This window comes from Plantactinospora sp. CA-294935, assembly GCF_050936445.1.
Lineage (GTDB): Bacteria > Actinomycetota > Actinomycetes > Mycobacteriales > Micromonosporaceae > Plantactinospora.
Genome location: NZ_JBNJMU010000001.1, coordinates 1,118,296 through 1,134,407, shown reverse-complemented (window position 1 = coordinate 1,134,407; position 16,112 = coordinate 1,118,296). Strand labels below are relative to the sequence as shown.

Sequence of the window (16,112 nt, the reverse complement as noted above, 5' to 3'; positions counted from 1 at the left end):
CAATGTCGACCACCAACGTCGGAGCCGACGACGCACCCTGGGTGGACGGTAACGCCCTCGCCGGACCGCTCGGCGAGATCATGGGGACCGACCTCACCGTTGCCGAACTCACCTGCGCCGGCTGCCGGACGACCCGTCCGCTGGCCGTGATGCGCGTGTTCGACCGAGCGCCTGGCCTCGTCGCCCGATGTCCCGGCTGCGAGGACGTCGTCATGCGCGTGGTGCGCACGGCCGGCCGTGTCCTGATCGACCTGCGTGGGTCGCTCGTCCTCAGCCTCCCGGTGCCGACTGCCTGAACGCTGAGAATCCGGCCAATGAACCTTTTTCAACCTCCCCTTGCGGTTCGTCGGAGGGCGAGGTCGGACGCGGTGTGTGAGCGCCGCGCGGTTCAGGTTGAAAAAGGTTCAATCATGGCGCACTCGGACGATGCCAACGTCGCCGACGTCGGTTACGCAATACTCCGAGGCGGGATACTCCTGCCACTTCATCCGACCTGACTGGGCACTGCCAGGTCGCTGACCAGACGCGAGATTCAGGAGACAACATGGCGAGCAACGCCGAGGATATGATCACGTTGACCGGTGCCGAGCAAGATTCGGGTGGCTCGAACCTGTCGGGAGCCACCGCGCCCGACGCGGAAGACCTCGTCATCACCGACAACAGTGAACTCGGCATCTACGAGGCCGCGATAGGGGGTCGGACAGCCGCTGGGCTCGTCTACAGCAAGGTCGGGAGCCGCGTCATACTGTCGGCGACATCCGTGTTCCCCGAGTTCCGCGGGAAGGGAGTAGCCGCCAAGCTCATCGGCGGCGTCCTCGACAAGCTGCGCATGCAAGGAAAGACCGCCACCGTCAGGTGCCCGTTCGCGGCAGCATTCGTCAATGCTCATCCGGAATATGCCGACGTTCTAGACCCGGCTTTCCCTGGTTCGCACACAGCCGGGCACGGGCATTGAACCTTTCAACCTCCCCTTGCGGTCCGGTGGACCGCAAGGTCGGATGCGGTGCGTGCGCGCTGTGCGGTTCAGGTTGAAAAAGGTTCATTGAACACGCGTCGTCGCGTCTGAACGTGCGCCGACCCGCTGAGAAGGTTCAGGCGTCCCCCACGGCGGGGTTCATCGCGCGAAGGCTAGGTGGGCGTCGGCGACGAGTACCGCAATGCGCTCGGCAAGCCCGTCGACGTCGGTGATGGCGCCGGTCAGCCAGCTCGACTTGCCCTACAGCAGGAGCGCGACACCGCGTTCGTGATCTCCTCCGGGCTGCCGGGAGCTGGTTACGCCGGGTGCCCACCCAGGAGGTAGCGGACTAGTCCGATGACGTCTTCCGGTATGAGTCGCCCGACCTTGCCACGCCGTTGAGGCTGCTCGACAAGGAGGGCAGTACCGCTCGCTGTCCCTGAGTCCTCACGCACGGACGCGGATGATCGGCTTCCCGGTGATCCGCTCGGTCGGGTTGAGAGCGGCGACGGCGTCGTCGAGGGTCGCGACGTTGCTGATGTTCGTCCGCAGCCGTCCGTCCCGCACCCGCCGGACGATCTCACCCAGTTGGGCGCGATCGGGCAGGACGACGAAATCGACCGCCAGGCCGTCCGCGGGCCGTGCCTCGGGCGGCCCGACGGCGGACACCAGCGTTCCTCCGGCTCGAATCAGGCCCGTGGACCGCTTCCCGATGTCGCCGCCGATGACATCGAACACCAGATCGACTCCGCCGACGTCTTCGAGGGCGTCGTTCTCGAGGTCGACGAACTCCTGCGCGTCGAAGTCGAGCGCCTTCTGACGGTCGGCGGCGCGTCCGGTGCCGATGACGTAGGCGCCGAACTCACGTGCGAGCTGCGTGACCATCGAACCGACCGCGCCGGCCGCGCCGTGCACGAGGACGCTCTGCCCCGCCTGAAGGCGGCCGTGCTCGAACAGTCCCTGCCACGCGGTCAGGCCCGAGATCGGCAGGCTCGCGCCCACCGTGAAGTCGACGTCTCCGGGCAGCGGCGCGAGGTTACGCGCCTCGACGGCCACATACTCCGCCAGGGTGCCGTCGCGAGTCCAGTCAGTGAGGCCGAACACCCGCTGTCCCACAGTCAGTCCCGTCGTGCCATAGCCGAGAGCGGTGACCACTCCGGCCAGCTCGTGCCCAGGGATCGACGGCGTCCGGTCACGGCCGAGGCGATCGGTCCAGGTCGAGGGCCACGTCAGCTCGGTCGGGACGAATCCCGACGCATGAACCTGCACGACGACGTCGTTCAGCGCCGGTTCCGGCTCGGGCCGCTCCACCAGCGTCATCCCGGCCGTTCCCGTGGCCTCGTCCGTTACTACAATCGCCTTCATCCGGTACCTCCTTGTATCCAGTCCTCGTTCGCACGGTCACGAGGAGCAAATTTCGTTTCACCAGCATTAGCGGCGCCAGGCCTCGGCGTCTTACCACGTTGATCGGTAGCGGTTGTGGCGCGAGGGTGTCGAGGAACGAGCGCGACAGCGAAGTCGTCGGTAAACGGCGCCGCGGTTCAGTTCGTTGTACGAGTCGTAGAAGGCTTCATCGTGCTCGCCGAACGCCTTCGGGATGAAGAAACCCGTGGCGTTGACGAGCAGGATCGCGTCGGCGTGCTCGGCGGTGAGCTGCTTCGGACCTCGGGCGCCTGGTCACGGTCGGTCAGCTCGGCCGTGATGCCCCACGCCTTTCCGTTCTGCGACGACGCTTCGACCGCGGCCCCGACCTTGTCCTGGTCCCGGCCCGTGATCACGGCGGTGCCGCCCCCGGCGCCCACTTGATGAGCCGTGGCGAGGCCCATGCCGCTGCTGCCGCCGACGACCACGACCTTACGGCCCTCGAAACTCTCACTCATGACAGTTGTACCTTCTCCACAGAATCGCGATTTGGGCTGGCACACCCGGTTCCCCGGGAGTGGCGCGACGTCCGTAGAACCCGGCGCGGGTGGGCACGTCGGACAGTTCGCCAGCGGGAGGCACCCAGTCGGACGCCCCGAACCTAGTCGCAGTAGAACTGGCCGGTCAAGTCCACTCTTGGAGTCAAGCGGGTGCTACGGTGGAGACGACCTACCCAGGCCCCTACCGCAACGACGGCGCCAAGCCGAGTACTTCCGGACATCTCTTCTGGACTTTATAGTCCACAAAAAGTAGGGGCTGCGGGAATATAACCAGCCCGTACGGTGTCTGTACCTTTGCAGGCCCGGGTGCGTTTCACCTCGTTCCTCAGCTTCACGCCGAAAGGCCGGGAAGGGAGCGCTGTGCCCCAGCAGACCCAGTACCACAAGAACCCGGAGGCCGTTTCGCGGCTCGACCCGGAGCAGTACCGTGTGACCCAGCAGGACGGCACCGAGCGCCCGTTCGCCAACGCCTACTGGGACAACCACGAGCCCGGCATCTACGTCGACGTCGTGTCCGGCGAGCCGCTGTTCGCATCGGTCGACAAATACGACAGCAACTCCGGCTGGCCGAGCTTCACGAAGCCGATCACCAAGACGAACGTCATTGAGCGCGGAGACTCCAGCCACGGGATGATCCGGACTGAGGCCCGCTCGCTGCACGGGGACAGCCACCTCGGCCACGTCTTCAACGACGGTCCGCCCGACAAGGGTGGACTGCGCTACTGCATCAACTCCGCGTCGTTGCGGTTCATCCACCTCGATGACCTGGAGAACGCGGGGTACGGCGAATACCGCACCCTGTTCACGGGTAACACCAACACTGGCGCCGACGACAAGTAAGGAGACGACGTGACCACCGAAAAGGCGATCCTTGCCGGCGGCTGTTTCTGGGGCATGGAGGAGCTGTTCCGCCACCAGCCCGGCGTCGTGTCCACGCGCGTCGGCTACAGCGGCGGCGACGTCCCGAACGCCACCTACCGCAACCACGGCACTCACGCGGAGTCCATCGAGGTCGTCTACGACACCGAGAAGACCGACTTCCGCGCGCTGCTCGAGTTCTTCTTTCAGATCCACGACCCCTCGACGAAGAACCGCCAGGGCAACGACATCGGCACCAGCTACCGCTCGGCGATCTTCTACACCAGCGACGAGCAGAAGCGGGTCGCCGAGGACACGATCGCCGACGTCGACGCCTCGGGCCTGTGGCCCGGCAAGGTCGTCACCGAGGTCACCCCGGCAGGCGACTTCTGGGAGGCCGAGCCCGAGCACCAGAACTACCTGCAGACCTACCCCAGCGGTTACACCTGCCACTTTCCCCGCCCCGGGTGGAAGCTCCCGAAGCGGGCGACGGCCTGACACCCCGGCGCGCGGACCCCGGGTCCGCGCGCCGGCCCGGGGCCGAGGTGGTCGGCCTGGACGAGGACTCGGCCGGATGGGTGCCGGCTCTCTCCGGCACCGGTGCCGAGCGAGACGTGGCATTCGATCGGCTGCACGAGATGCCGGTGCGCGGCATTGCGGGAGGTGCGCCGGCCCGCGACGCGCTCACCGCTGACCGGGCCCGCGCCGCCCGACGTCTTGGGCGTTTCCACGGCGGTGGCAGTAAGGGTGGCCCGAGCGGAGCCGACGGGACCGACTCGCCCTTGACGCGGCGGTCCGGCGGCCGGTGCGGTCGACCTCGCCAACGGCAACCTTGCGCATCCGCCTGGCGTCAGCCGTGACGGCTGCCGAGCGGCAGTGGCCGGCGCGCCCAGGCGGGGCCTGCGGCCCGTTCAGTCCGGCGTCAAGGGCAGCCCGCCGAGCAGGACAGCCGGCAGCCGGCCAGCAGGCGGGGCCTGCGGCACGTTCAGTCCGGCGTCAAGACGTACAGCAAGTTCCAACGCCGGCAGCTAGCTGTCCGGTATCAGGACCTGGGTGACACACTCCGCCCTCGGTAGCACCGGCTCGACGCTTGGCCAAGGTCGACAAGCTGATCCGATCCAGCGGCGACGGATGGAAGGAACTCGCCCGCCTCGACCGTCGCCCGTACGTGTAACGCAACTCGCTCGATCCGGTCCGTGGCGACACGTCTGCGGTCACCGCTGCTTCCGCATGTCAGAATGCCCCCAAACCTGGAGCAGAGCTGGCAGAACGGGCGAGCCGATGACGACGAGCAGGGCGGCCGAGCTGGTGCGGAAAGCCGGGGATCCACAGCGGGCCACGTTCCTGGAACTCTTCTTCGACCTGGTGTTCGTCCTCGCGCTCGTTCAGCTCTCGCGCGGCCTGGCCGAGGATCTCGGGTGGAGCGGTGCCTTCCGGACGCTGGTGCTGTTGGGGGCCATGTGGTGGGTCTGGTCCAGCACCGCGTGGCTGACCGACCGGACGGACCAGCAACGACCGGTAATCCAGGCGCTGGTCATCGCGACCATGGTCGGCAGCCTGGTGATGGCGGCCGCGGTACCCGAGGCATTCGGCGACACAGGCCTGATCTTCGCGGGCGCCTACGTCGCCATCCAGCTCGGCCGCGGGCTCGTCCTCGTGGCCGTTCTGCGTGGCCGCGAACTGCGGCGCACCGGCGTGCGCGGGCTGTTCTGGTACGGCCTGTCGGCGCTGCCGTGGATCGCGGGGGCGTTCGTGCACGGCACGACGCGTGGCGCGTTGTGGGCACTCGCGGTGGTCCTTGACCACACGGCAGGCAGAATCGGCTTCCCCACCCCGGGGGCGGGCCGTACGCCCAGCCAAGACCTTGTGATCTCGGGCGAGCATCTGGCCGAGCGCTACCGGCAGTTCTTCATCATCGCGCTAGGCGAGCTGATCCTGGTCACCGGACTGGCGCTGAGCAGCAGCGGCTTCGCGCCGGACGGGGCCGCCGCGTTCGCAGTGTCGATCGCGACCACCGTGCTGTTGTGGCGGATCTACATCTACCGCGCTGGGCAAGTCCTGGCGGAGGCGATTGCCATGTCTGCCGACCCGGTCCGCCTCGCCAGATCGACGTCCTACGCCCATCTGGCCATGGTGGCCGGCGTGGTCGCCGCCGCCGTCGGCGACGAACTTGTCATCGCCCATCCACTCGGGCACACCCCACCGGCCTGGATCGCCGTCATCCTCGGCGGACCCGCGCTGTACCTGGCCGGGCGCGCCCGCTTCGAGCACGCGGTATTCGGCCGCGTGTCCCGGTCCCGACCGATCGGCGTCCTTGCGCTGGCCGCCCTGACACCGGCGATGCTCCCCCTGCCGCCAGTCGTGGTCGCCGCCGCTGCCGCCCTCGTCCTGACCGGGATCGCCATATCCGACACAGCCCGCGCCCGCAAACGCCCGCCCGAGCCGCCGTCACCACCCGGCTAGTGGCGCGTGATCCTGATCGGTTTACTTGGTGTTGTTCGCGCCATCTCCCGACTCGACCAGTGCGACAGACCAGTCTCCGCAGGTAGCGTCATCCGGGTCAATGCGAGGACCCGCGACCGGACCCGGACCGGCACCTGCTCGGGCGGTGCTCCGGACGCTGGTTGAACAGCGCAGCGCAACTCGGCGAGCAGAGCGTCATCGTCCGCGACCGCGCTCGCCGGGCGGGTCGGTCGCTGCGGTGCGGTCCGGATGGGGCGTTCGTCGGCGGGGTGGGTCTGTCCGCGCTGCGGGGCGTCAGGCGAGGACGACCTTGGCGTTCTTGGCCGCTGACGGCGGGACTGTGAAACGAATGTGAGACAGGGCCGTTCGTTTGACAGACCCAGGCTCGGTTCGGCGTCGAGGCGTTGGCTTGTCAGGGACGCTCGGCGGTCTTGGCCGGGACCGGTTGCGGCATTGGGGTGCTGTCACCTGCTCGATCCAGCCACTCGGCGAGCAGGGCGCGCTCGGCGTCGGTGAGCATGGGCAGCGTCGGTGCGAGGGCCCGGAACGCGACAGTGGCCGCGGCCGTGCTGTCGGCGGGAAGCGTCGGCACGTCAGTGAGGATCGATCGCATCACCGCCTCGTACATCGCGTCGGCAAGGTGGAGGTCCCGGTGCTGCGGCGGGGTGGAGAGCAGGGTGAGCACGGCGCCGGTGCCGGCGGCGTGGATGAGTTCGACGGCGCGCCGTTCGGGGACCCGAAGCCGGCCGATCTCCGCAACGCGGTGCACCCGGGCGCGCAGCACCTCCAGGCCGGCGGCCGCCGCCGGTGAACGAGCCCCGCGGCTGGGGTCGGTGAGGAGGCCGAACAGCGCGGCGTTGGCAAGACCGAAGCCGATGTGCGTGTCCCAGCCCGCGCGAAGATCTGCAACCGGGTCGCCGCTGTCGTGGACGAGGGTCTTTTCGGCTACGTAGGTGGCGAAGACATGTTCGGCGACGGCGTCGAGCAGCGCTTCCTTGTCCTCGAAGAACCGGTAGATGGTCGGCGCCTGCATGCCGGCCGCCTGCGCGACCGCGCGGGTGGTGACCGCGCCCGCCCCCTGCTCACGCAGGAGCCGTGCCGCGCACTCCACGATGCTCGCTCGCGTCTTGTGCCTACTGGCGCTGTCCAGCCTCACCTCTGCCATGCTTCCAACGATAACGCACTCTTGTTATCTCTGTTGCTAACACTGATACAGTAAATACCGTTCCAGTGTTAGCAATGGAGAGGTCTGACATGATCGTCATCACCGGCGGCACCGGCCGACTCGGCTTCCAGATCGTTGATCGGCTCCTGGACCGGGTCTCCGCCGACCAGGTCGGCGTCAGCGTCCGCGACACCGCCCGGGCTGGCGACCTGGCCGCCCGCGGAGTGCGGGTACGGCGCGGCGACTTCACCGAGCCCGACTCCCTCGCCGATGCGTTCGAGGGCGCAACGCAGGCGCTCATCGTCTCGACCAACCAGTCAGGCGCGGCGGCGGTCGCCCAGCACGTCGCGGCGATCGACGCCGCTCGCAACTCCGGAGCCGAGCGCATTCTCTACACCAGCCACCAGGGCGCCGCCGAAGATTCGCTCTTCGCGCCGATGCCTGACCACGCCGCCACCGAGCGCTACCTGTCCAAGACGGACACGCCGTCCACGGCACTGCGGAACGGGTTCTACGCCAGTACCCTCCGGCATCTGCTCGGCCGGGCCCTCGAGACCGGCGAACTCGTCGCACCGGCCGATGGGCCCGTGTCCTGGACCGCCCATGCCGACCTCGCCGAAGCGGCAGCGACCATCCTCGCCGACGAAGGCCGGTTCGATGGCCCGACCCCGCCGCTGACCGCGCCGGACGCGCTCGACCTCGCGGACGTCGCCGGCATCCTCACCGAACTCACCGGACGCACCATCCGCCGTGTCGTCGCCGACGACGACGAGTGGACAGCCGCGATGATCGGACATGGTGTGCCCGCGGATCAGGCGACGATGCTGCTCGGCATGTTCCGCGCCGCACGCCGCAGGGAATTCGCTACCACCGGTCCCGAACTCGAGAACCTCCTCCAGCGCAGAGCCACGCCTGTCCGTTCGATCCTGGAAGGACTCACCAGGACCACTACTTAGAGCGAATCACGTCACGGCACCGCCCACCTGAGAGGACGTCTTGTTCGGGTGGTTCGCGTGTTCGATGAAGGCTCTGCGTGCCAAGCGGCCGGGGTGGGGAGGTACCGGACACGTCCGTCACCGGACGGGCGAGAGTCCTCGCCGTGACCAAACTCGTCACCCGGCTGGGTCTGGTAGACGCATTACGGGACCTCGATCAAGCAACGTGATCGTGGCGACCGGTCGATTCAGCCAGGACCTCGAAACGTCGGCGATCCTCGGCCCGGGCGGGAGCGGACCCACGGGCGGCCGGCCCGAACGGGGGGATGTCGGGCCGGCCGCGGTTCGGGGGAGTAAGGCACCCGGGCCGGTGGCCCGCGCGCGAAGGTGGTCAGGCGGCCACCGCGCGCACCTTCGTGCGCGTGCGGCGCCAGGCCACCACGATCAGCGCGATCAGGCAGAGCAGCGGCAGCGTGCTCACCGACCAGCTCAGGGCGAACGGTGGGCCGGGCTGCTCCAGCACATCGAGGTGGCGGAACTCACCGACGCCCTTCCCCGCCGGTCCGTCGACGGTGAACCGCATGGTCCAGTTGCCGGCGAACCGCAGGCTCTCCGTGTCGAGTCCCCACACCTCGCGTTTGCGCGGGTGTCGAGCCAGCGGGACGGTGTAGTGGGCGTCCGGGCCGATGAGTTCCAACACCCCGGACTTGCCGGCGATCCCGCCATCCGGGGCGAAGGTGAAGTCCAGCGATCGCATCGCGCGTACCGGCCAGGTGCTGAAGCCGACCGTGACACCGTAGGGGCCGGCCTGGACCCGTTCGGCGTGCACGACCCTGACCGGCTCGTACGCCGAAGCCGGCACCACCCAGCCGAGCAGCAGGCCGAGCGCGGTCACCAGTACCACGAGGGATCTACGCATGACTCGCCTCCTGCCGCATGACGTGTCGCAGGATCTCGGCGCAGCGCGCACCGAGGAACCCGGCCAGGGCGGCGAGGAGCGCCGCGACGGTCGCCACCACTATGACGTCGGCGGTCGCCGGCCGGTCGAGACCGTACAGCCACGCCTGCTGAAGCGGGGCGGCGACGCCGAGGACCGCACCCCCGATCCCACCGACGAGCCAGGCAGGCTGCCGCCGCAGAGCCGCCACGAGCACGCCGAACACGACCAGCAGCATCGGAATCCTCGCGGCGTGCTGCGAAACGCCTTCGGTGTAGTCGCGGAGCGGCAGGCCGCTCGCGTTCGCGTACACCCTGGTGGCCCATGGCGCGAACCACCACAGGACCGCCTGGATGGCCGCGACCACCACCGCGACGGTGACCGCGCTGCCGAGCCAGTCCAGGGCGCGGGCGGCGAGGGTCACGAGCAACGCGCACATGAACACGGTGCCGACCGGCGCCGCGATGTCGTCGTCGATCGGCAGCCCCTCGACCCCGGCCGTCGTCACCACTCCGAACGCCACCGACGTCGATATCGTCATGATGATGCCGATCGCGCCCCAGCGGCGCTCCCGCGCGGACGCGAAGACCACCAGAGCCCCGGTCATGGTTAGCTGGATCGACAGCAGCAGACCGTTGTGCGGTGGGGACGCGAGCATGACGTCGAAGCCGTACAGGCTGTGCCACCACTCGTCCCACAACCCGTAGAGCAGAAACAGCGCCGCTCCCGTGCCGGCGACCAGGTAGCCGACCGGTGCGGTGAAGGTCCGGCCGAAGACGCCGACCGGGCGGCCGCCGACACTCGGGTCGATCGGGCGTCCCTGACGCCGCGCGGCCGTGGTCGCCAGCACGACCGCCAGGCTGGTCAGCCCGGCCGTCGCACTGCCCAGGTAGAGCACCAGGTGGGGCAGGGTGAAGAAGGTGTCCGGGCCGACGTCGTTGTGCCACTGGATGTCCCAGGCCATGCCGACCAGTGAGAGCAGTGCGCCGCACAGCACGAGACCGGCCGGGGCCAGGCCGTGCGGCACCCTTCTGGTTGATGGCGTCGTCACCGACGCAGTCGCGATCATGGATCTACTCCCTTTCGTTGACCAGTAGGGGAAGCACGACCTTCTCGGTGCCGGGCAGGATCACCGTCACGTCCCACTGGCCGGACATCGGGATGTCGACGTTCGGCGCGCGGTATCGCCCCTGCCTGGTCCGGGTGGCGGCGACCGGTGGCAACGCGTGGCCCATCTGCGGCATCGCGAGTTCCACGCCGACCTCGTCCACGGTGACCGGCCGGTCCGAAAGGTCGGTGATCTCGAAGTCGAGCGTGTTCGCGCCGCGCTTCGGGCTCTGCACCATGAGGCTCACCTCGTACCCGGCGGTGCGGACGGTGGATATCTCCGGTTCGGTGCCGCTCGGCCAGCACAGGAGCGCGGCGACGGCGACGGCGACGAGCCCGGTCACGGTCGCGACGACGGCTGTCTTCATCCCTGTCCCCCGCCTGCCGCAGGCACCTCGACCACCGTCGGGACGGTGATCACCGAGTAGCCCCGCGCCGCCTGCACCCAGGCCAGATACCTGCCCGGCAACGGGAACGTGTACGTGAACCGGATCTGCGGGCCGAACGAGGCGATGCTCTCGTCGGGTGCGTCCCGTGCTGCGGACGGCTGCGGAAGCATCGCGTGCACGTGGGCCCAGATGGGGGCGGTCACCGGCGTTGTCGTTCCGTCCACCGGGCCCACGACGATCATGTGTCCGAGCATGCCCAGCCACGGTTGCAGGGTCGGCGAGCCGAAATCCGCCGTGATCGTGCTCGCCGTGCCGGCCGGCCGGATCTCCTTCGACAGCGTGCAGGAGGCACTGGCGGTCGTGGCGGAGGCCGTGGCGATCCGGCGGCAACCGGCGCTACCGGCTTGCGCGGCGCCGGTTCGTACCGCCGACGGGTGCGCGGAGACGTGCACCGCCGAGCGTACGTGTTGGACGCCGCCACCGCGCCTGGCCAGCTCCGCCGTCACGGCGTGTACGCCGGCTTCGCTGGGATCGAGCCTGGCCCGGTAGTCGCCGGGCGCCACCCGGACGGGGTGCAGGTGTCGCATGCCGCCGGACGGGGAGACCACCACCAGGTGCAGGAACGCGTGGTGGTGCACCAGCAGGTCGTCCACCGGACGGCCGGTCGCACCGTCGGTCAGCCGGAGGTGCAGGTCGCGGCCTGCCGTGCGGGTCGTCAGATTCACCGGTGGACGGGAGAAGTCCACGGAGGGCGGTTGCCGGTAGGGGTCGTTGACGTTGGCGACGGTGGGATCGAGCAGCGTGCCGGGCGGGGAAGGCGGAACGATCGTCGACGACAGAACCGCGGCGGTGACCGCCACCGCAAGCCCCGCGACCGTGCCCCCCGCCGGCGCCAGCGCGGCGCCGACCCGGCCGAACGCCGCCAGGCCGAGGGCGATCAGCAGAAGGGCGCCGGCCACGACGAAACCGCCGTAGACGGCGTTCTCCCAGGGCGGCCGGACCGCTGCGGGTACGACGAACGGGATCGTGGCCACCTGGGTACCGTCGTCGAGCGCCAGTTCCCAGGGGCCGGTCCGGTCCACCCGCAGCGTCGCGGCGTGGAAGCCCGGGGACGCGCCGAGGTCGATCGTCGTGCTGCTCACGGTCTCTCCCGCGGTGCTCGCTCGCAGTGCCAGCCGCCCCGCGGGCGAACCCGCGTGCGTCACCACGTCGACCCGCAGTGGGGCCGGTGGCCGGTCCGTCCGGCGAACGATCACGGTCAGGTCCCGGCCGGCCATCGTCTGCGCCAGGTGGATGTCGGCGCCGACCGCCGGACCGTCGGCGGAGGCCGGGCCGGCGCCACCGAGCGCCGCGTGGAGTACCGCTACGACAGCCATCGGCAAGCACGTCGTCCACACTCGCCGCCAGGCGCGACCGTTCTCCGCCGGCGCCCGGGCCCCTTGCCGCACGACATCCATGAGTCGAAGGATGAGCCCGCGGTTTGCGGTCGGGCGTCACCCCGGCGTACTGGCCGGCCTACCTCTGTGGGGTGACGCCCCGGGCACGACCCGACCGGTATCGTTCGGCCCGTGCCGGCCAAGGAGCTCGGAATATTCTGGTGGCTCGGCACCGGCGCCGTGGCGTTGGTGCTCCTGGTCGTCAGCCTGCCGGTCGACGTCTCCACCTACGGCACTCCGGTCGTGCTCACCTTCGTGACCGTCACCGCCCAGTCCGCCGCGCTCCCACTGCTGCTCGTGCGCCCGGTGGCCGCGACCGTACTGCACCTCGCCGCGCTGGGCACCCTGTCGGCCTTCATACCGGTCACCGAGGTACCGACGTGGCCGCTCACCGTTCCGGGCATGATCGGGCTGATCGCCCACATCGGGCTCATCGGCGTGCGTCACGGCTGGCGGCCGGTGCTGGCGCTGTGGTGGGGGAGCTTGTTGCTGTGCATCCTGCGGGTGGTGCTGGACCCGCGCAGCCACAGCATCGACGCCGCCGACACGACATTGGTCGTCTACGCCACGAACTCGGCGTTGATGCTGATCGCCGCGATCGTGGTGCGGCACGGCGCGACGATCCAGCGGCAGCTCGCGGACGCCCGGCGCGACATAGCGGCGGAGCAGAGTCGGCGGGCGGTGGCGATCGAGCGGACCCGGATCGCGCGCGAGCTGCACGACGTGGTGGCGCACAGCATGTCGGTGATTCACATGCAGGCCACGTCGGCGTCGTACCGGCTGCCGAACGTCGACCCGGAGGCGAAGGCCGAGTTCGTCCGCATCGCGGACGGGGCACGTTCGGCGATCCGCGAGATGCGGCAACTGTTGACGGTACTGCGCGAGGAGAGCGCGGATCCGACGCTGGCCCCGGTGTCGCGCCTGGACCAGTTGGACGACCTGGTGCGGTCGGCGCGTCGGGCCGGGGTGCCGGTGGAGGTGCGCGGGTCGGTGCCGGACCTGCCGGAGACGGTGGGCGCGGCGGCGTACCGGATCGTCCAGGAGTCGTTGAGCAACGTGATCCGGCATGCCCCCGGAGCTCGTACGACGGTCACAATAGGACAGGTACCCGACGCGTTGCACCTCGAAATAGTCAACGAGAGTTCGGTGCGCGACGCCCCGACATCCGCTGAAGGCGGTCACGGGCTGTACGGCATGGGCGAGCGCGTACGGCTGCTCGGCGGAACCTTGCACACCGGCGCGCGGTCCGAGGGAGGCTATCGGGTGGCGGCGCGACTGCCGATCGGAGGAACCGGGTGATCCGCGTCCTCATCGTCGACGACCAGGCGATGATCCGTGCGGGCATCCGGGCGATCCTCGCGGCTCAGCAGGGCGTCACGGTCGTCGGCGAGGCGGAGAACGGTCGGGTCGGCGTCGACCGGGCACGGCGCCTGCTGCCCGACATCGTCCTGATGGACGTGCGGATGCCGGTGCTCGACGGTCTGGCGGCAGCCCGGGAGATCCTGGCCGGCCCGCATCCCGCGCGCGTGCTGATGCTCACCACGTTCGATCTGGACGACTACATCTACGAGGCGTTGCGGATCGGCGCGAGTGGCTTCCTGCTCAAGGACAGCGAGCCGGAGGAGTTGGTGCGGGCCGTCCGGGTGGTGGCCGCCGGGGAAGCCCTGCTCGCGCCCTCCATCACCCGACGCCTGATCGAGAACTTCGTCACCGCCCGTCCCGACCCGTCGGTGTCGGCCACCGTCCTCAACATCCTCACCGACCGGGAGCGCGAGGTGTTGCGGCAGATCGCGCTCGGCCTGTCGAACGCCGAGATCTCGGCCGTGCTGTACATCGCCGAGCAGACCACGAAGACCCACGTGAGCCGGATCCTGCAGAAGCTGGACCTGCGCGACCGGGTCCAAGCCGTCGTCCTGGCGTACGAGACGGGACTGGTCACTCCCGGCAGGAAGTAGCCTGAAGTCGTCATGCGCGGCCGACCTGTACCGGTCGGACACCCCCGCACCGTGCACCTCGATCGGTGCGGCCGTGGTCGCCACGCCGTCGAAGCTCGCTCCGCCTCGTGGGCACCCGTTCCGGTGCCGAATCACGCAGTTGATCGTGCTCGGTCCGCCCGGCGAGCGGTCCGGGGAGGTCGGCACCGCCAGGCCGCCAGCCGTTGACGGGCCTGGATCTCCATGGCTACAGTCTGCGCGACGCGGGCCGAAGGAGAGGAATCGCCATCACACCGCTGTCTCTCCCGCAGCCAACACCGCGCCGAGCGGTGGAGTTCGGCCGGGACGCGCTGATCGTCTGCGAAAGCCTGGTCCGGATCTACCAGACCGGGTCGATCGAGGTGCAGGCATTGCAGGGGCTGGACCTCGTCGTGGAGAGCGGCGAGATGGTCGCCGTCGTCGGGGCCTCCGGGTCGGGCAAGTCGACGCTGCTCTCCATCCTCGCCGGAATCGACGCACCCACCGCCGGGCGGGCCCGGGTCGACCGGTGGGACCTGCTGGCGATGTCCCGGGCCGACCGCGTCCGCTACCGACGGCACACCGTCGGGTTCGTCCGGCAGCAGAGCACGAGCAATCTCGTGCCCTACCTGACCGCGCGGCAGATGGTCGACCTGCCGATGACCGCGGCCCGCACCCCGGCCAGTACCCGCCGCGCCCGCGCCGCCGAACTGCTGGAGGCCCTCGGCGTCGCCGACTGCGCCGACCGGCGTCCCGCGCAGATGTCGGGCGGGCAGCAGATGCGGGTCGCCGTCGCGGTCGCCCTCGCCAACCAGCCTCGGGTGTTGCTGGCCGACGAGCCGACCGGCGAGCTGGACACCGCCACCTCGGCGGAGGTCTTCGGGGCGCTGCGGGACGTCAACCGGCAGCTCGGCGTCACCGTCGTCGTCGTGACCCACGATCCCGAGGTCAGCGGCAAGGTCGAGCGGACAGTGGCGATCCGCGACGGGCGTACCAGCAGCGAGGTGTTGCGCCGTGCGGCGACCGGCGCCGACGGCGACGTGCGGGTGGTCGCCGAGGAGTACGCCGTGATGGACCGTGCCGGGCGGGTCCAGGTGCCCCGCGAGTACCGCGAGGCGCTGGCGTTGACCAGGCGGGTCCGGCTCGCCCTGGAGGCTGACCACGTCGCGATCCGCCCCGACCTCGCCGAGCCCGCATGAGCGAGCGCAGCGAGCGAATCATCGGACTCAGTGCCAATGTGTCTCATGTCGGCACGGAGCGCAGCGGAGTGCCGGCATGAGCGCCGACCCGCTGGTCACCGTACGCGGCGTCCGGCGGAGCTTCGGTGTCGAGCCGACGGTCGTACACGCGCTACGGGACGTGTCGTTCGACGTCGACGCCGGCACGATGGTCGCCCTGGTCGGCCGCTCCGGCTCCGGCAAGACCACCCTGCTCAACATCGTCGGCGGGCTGGACCGGCCGGACTCCGGCACCGTCCTCGTCGACGGCACCGAGGTGACCGCCCTCGACGAGGACGGCCTCTCCCGGCTACGACGCGCGACGGTCGGCTACGTGTTCCAGACGTTCGGACTGATCCCGGTGCTGTCGGCCGCGGAGAACGTCGGCGCACCGCTGCGGCTGGCCCGTACCCCGGTGGCGGAGCGCGAGCGCCGGGTCGAGCTGCTGCTGGAACTGGTGGGCCTGGCCGACCACGCCCAGCAGCGTCCCGGCGAACTCTCCGGCGGCCAGCAGCAGCGGGTGGCGATCGCCCGGGCCCTGGCCGCGTCACCACGGCTGCTGATCGCCGACGAGCCGACCGGGCAACTGGACGCCGAGACGGGCCTGTCGGTGATGTCGTTGCTGCGTGCCGTGGTGGAGTCCGAGGGTGTCACGGCACTGGTCTCCACGCACGACCCGGTGATGATGGCGCTGGCGGACCGGGTGATCCGGATCCAGGACGGCCGGCTCGACGACGAGCCCGACGGGCCGGCATCCCGGTGACGGCCCGGGGCGG

At 69.8% G+C, this 16,112-nt stretch carries 17 protein-coding genes; 10 read left to right on the top strand and 7 right to left on the bottom strand.

Translation table 11 applies throughout. The features are described from left to right. Positions 1-2 precede the first annotated feature (2 nt). Both ACQEVC_RS05010 and ACQEVC_RS05005 read left to right on the top strand, forming a co-directional pair. Positions 3-296, top strand: a complete 294-nt coding sequence (locus ACQEVC_RS05010; RefSeq protein ID WP_432873772.1) for a DUF6510 family protein — start codon at positions 3-5, stop codon at positions 294-296. A 248-nt stretch (positions 297-544) separates the two neighbouring features. Then, positions 545-955: a GNAT family N-acetyltransferase gene (locus tag ACQEVC_RS05005; protein WP_432873770.1), complete on the top strand. Its 411-nt coding sequence runs from the start codon at positions 545-547 to the stop codon at positions 953-955. A 447-nt stretch (positions 956-1,402) separates the two neighbouring features. Here the strand turns inward: ACQEVC_RS05005 and ACQEVC_RS05000 are convergent, their stop codons facing one another. Further along, a complete protein-coding gene (locus ACQEVC_RS05000; RefSeq protein WP_432873769.1) occupies positions 1,403-2,320 on the bottom strand; it encodes an NADP-dependent oxidoreductase in 918 nt (305 codons plus the stop codon). 176 nt (positions 2,321-2,496) lie between these two features. Then, positions 2,497-2,835, bottom strand: coding sequence for an SDR family NAD(P)-dependent oxidoreductase (locus tag ACQEVC_RS04995; RefSeq protein ID WP_432873767.1), 339 nt, complete (start codon positions 2,833-2,835; stop codon positions 2,497-2,499). A 402-nt stretch (positions 2,836-3,237) separates the two neighbouring features. Here ACQEVC_RS04995 and msrB point away from each other — a divergent pair, with 402 nt between their 5' ends. The 3 genes from msrB (at position 3,238) to ACQEVC_RS04980 (ending at position 6,198) form a co-directional block, all read left to right on the top strand. Next, a complete protein-coding gene (gene msrB / locus ACQEVC_RS04990) occupies positions 3,238-3,717 on the top strand; it encodes a peptide-methionine (R)-S-oxide reductase MsrB (protein WP_432873766.1) in 480 nt (159 codons plus the stop codon). Positions 3,718-3,726: 9 nt separating this feature from the next. Next, complete coding sequence (msrA, locus tag ACQEVC_RS04985; protein ID WP_432873764.1) at positions 3,727-4,233, top strand: peptide-methionine (S)-S-oxide reductase MsrA; 507 nt, start codon at positions 3,727-3,729, stop codon at positions 4,231-4,233. A 783-nt stretch (positions 4,234-5,016) separates the two neighbouring features. After that, positions 5,017-6,198, top strand: coding sequence for a low temperature requirement protein A (locus ACQEVC_RS04980; RefSeq protein WP_432873763.1), 1,182 nt, complete (start codon positions 5,017-5,019; stop codon positions 6,196-6,198). A gap of 412 nt (positions 6,199-6,610) precedes the next feature. Here ACQEVC_RS04980 and ACQEVC_RS04975 read toward each other — a convergent pair whose 3' ends face one another. Beyond that, positions 6,611-7,354, bottom strand: a complete 744-nt coding sequence (locus ACQEVC_RS04975; RefSeq protein WP_432873761.1) for a TetR/AcrR family transcriptional regulator — start codon at positions 7,352-7,354, stop codon at positions 6,611-6,613. 98 nt (positions 7,355-7,452) lie between these two features. Between ACQEVC_RS04975 and ACQEVC_RS04970 the strand changes: the two genes are divergently transcribed. After that, positions 7,453-8,319, top strand: a complete 867-nt coding sequence (locus ACQEVC_RS04970) for an NAD(P)H-binding protein (protein ID WP_432873759.1) — start codon at positions 7,453-7,455, stop codon at positions 8,317-8,319. 370 nt (positions 8,320-8,689) lie between these two features. On the opposite strand, the gene ACQEVC_RS04965 is transcribed toward ACQEVC_RS04970, so the two are convergent. Genes ACQEVC_RS04965 through ACQEVC_RS04950 form a run of 4 tightly spaced genes read right to left on the bottom strand, consistent with a single transcriptional unit; the run spans position 8,690 to position 12,107 of the window. After that, on the bottom strand, positions 8,690-9,217 hold the full coding sequence (locus ACQEVC_RS04965; RefSeq protein ID WP_432873757.1) for a hypothetical protein: 528 nt from the start codon (positions 9,215-9,217) through the stop codon (positions 8,690-8,692). Continuing rightward, the gene (locus tag ACQEVC_RS04960) at positions 9,210-10,304 is read right to left on the bottom strand and encodes a hypothetical protein (protein ID WP_432873756.1); all 1,095 of its coding nucleotides are present in this window, start codon (positions 10,302-10,304) and stop codon (positions 9,210-9,212) included. Before ACQEVC_RS04960 ends, ACQEVC_RS04965 begins: the two co-directional genes overlap by 8 nt. A gap of 4 nt (positions 10,305-10,308) precedes the next feature. Continuing rightward, positions 10,309-10,710 carry a FixH family protein gene (locus ACQEVC_RS04955; RefSeq protein ID WP_432873755.1) on the bottom strand — a complete coding sequence of 134 codons (402 nt, stop codon included), beginning with the start codon at positions 10,708-10,710 and terminating at the stop codon, positions 10,309-10,311. After that, on the bottom strand, positions 10,707-12,107 hold the full coding sequence (locus tag ACQEVC_RS04950) for a hypothetical protein (protein WP_432873753.1): 1,401 nt from the start codon (positions 12,105-12,107) through the stop codon (positions 10,707-10,709). Before ACQEVC_RS04950 ends, ACQEVC_RS04955 begins: the two co-directional genes overlap by 4 nt. Before the next feature lie 192 nt (positions 12,108-12,299). Between ACQEVC_RS04950 and ACQEVC_RS04945 the strand changes: the two genes are divergently transcribed. From ACQEVC_RS04945 to ACQEVC_RS04930, 4 genes are all read left to right on the top strand, one after another. Continuing rightward, the gene (locus tag ACQEVC_RS04945; RefSeq protein ID WP_432873751.1) at positions 12,300-13,466 is read left to right on the top strand and encodes a sensor histidine kinase; all 1,167 of its coding nucleotides are present in this window, start codon (positions 12,300-12,302) and stop codon (positions 13,464-13,466) included. Further along, positions 13,463-14,122 carry a response regulator gene (locus ACQEVC_RS04940; RefSeq protein WP_432873749.1) on the top strand — a complete coding sequence of 220 codons (660 nt, stop codon included), beginning with the start codon at positions 13,463-13,465 and terminating at the stop codon, positions 14,120-14,122. The genes ACQEVC_RS04945 and ACQEVC_RS04940 overlap by 4 nt, the downstream gene beginning before the upstream one ends. 275 nt (positions 14,123-14,397) lie before the next feature. Further along, complete coding sequence (locus ACQEVC_RS04935) at positions 14,398-15,318, top strand: ABC transporter ATP-binding protein (protein ID WP_432891035.1); 921 nt, start codon at positions 14,398-14,400, stop codon at positions 15,316-15,318. A gap of 76 nt (positions 15,319-15,394) precedes the next feature. After that, positions 15,395-16,099, top strand: coding sequence for an ABC transporter ATP-binding protein (locus ACQEVC_RS04930; protein WP_432873747.1), 705 nt, complete (start codon positions 15,395-15,397; stop codon positions 16,097-16,099). Positions 16,100-16,112 lie beyond the last annotated feature (13 nt).

Excerpts from the sequence above, each read along its gene's own strand:
- ACQEVC_RS05010 (WP_432873772.1), top strand. The coding sequence starts at position 3 with ATGTCGACCACCAACGTCGGAGCCGACGACGCACCCTGGGTGGACGGT.
- ACQEVC_RS05005 (WP_432873770.1), top strand. The coding sequence starts at position 545 with ATGGCGAGCAACGCCGAGGATATGATCACGTTGACCGGTGCCGAGCAA.
- ACQEVC_RS05000 (WP_432873769.1), bottom strand. The coding sequence starts at position 2,320 with ATGAAGGCGATTGTAGTAACGGACGAGGCCACGGGAACGGCCGGGATG.
- ACQEVC_RS04995 (WP_432873767.1), bottom strand. The coding sequence starts at position 2,835 with ATGAGTGAGAGTTTCGAGGGCCGTAAGGTCGTGGTCGTCGGCGGCAGC.
- ACQEVC_RS04980 (WP_432873763.1), top strand. The coding sequence starts at position 5,017 with ATGACGACGAGCAGGGCGGCCGAGCTGGTGCGGAAAGCCGGGGATCCA.
- ACQEVC_RS04970 (WP_432873759.1), top strand. The coding sequence starts at position 7,453 with ATGATCGTCATCACCGGCGGCACCGGCCGACTCGGCTTCCAGATCGTT.
- ACQEVC_RS04965 (WP_432873757.1), bottom strand. The coding sequence starts at position 9,217 with ATGCGTAGATCCCTCGTGGTACTGGTGACCGCGCTCGGCCTGCTGCTC.
- ACQEVC_RS04960 (WP_432873756.1), bottom strand. The coding sequence starts at position 10,304 with ATGATCGCGACTGCGTCGGTGACGACGCCATCAACCAGAAGGGTGCCG.
- ACQEVC_RS04955 (WP_432873755.1), bottom strand. The coding sequence starts at position 10,710 with ATGAAGACAGCCGTCGTCGCGACCGTGACCGGGCTCGTCGCCGTCGCC.
- ACQEVC_RS04950 (WP_432873753.1), bottom strand. The coding sequence starts at position 12,107 with ATGGCTGTCGTAGCGGTACTCCACGCGGCGCTCGGTGGCGCCGGCCCG.
- ACQEVC_RS04930 (WP_432873747.1), top strand. The coding sequence starts at position 15,395 with ATGAGCGCCGACCCGCTGGTCACCGTACGCGGCGTCCGGCGGAGCTTC.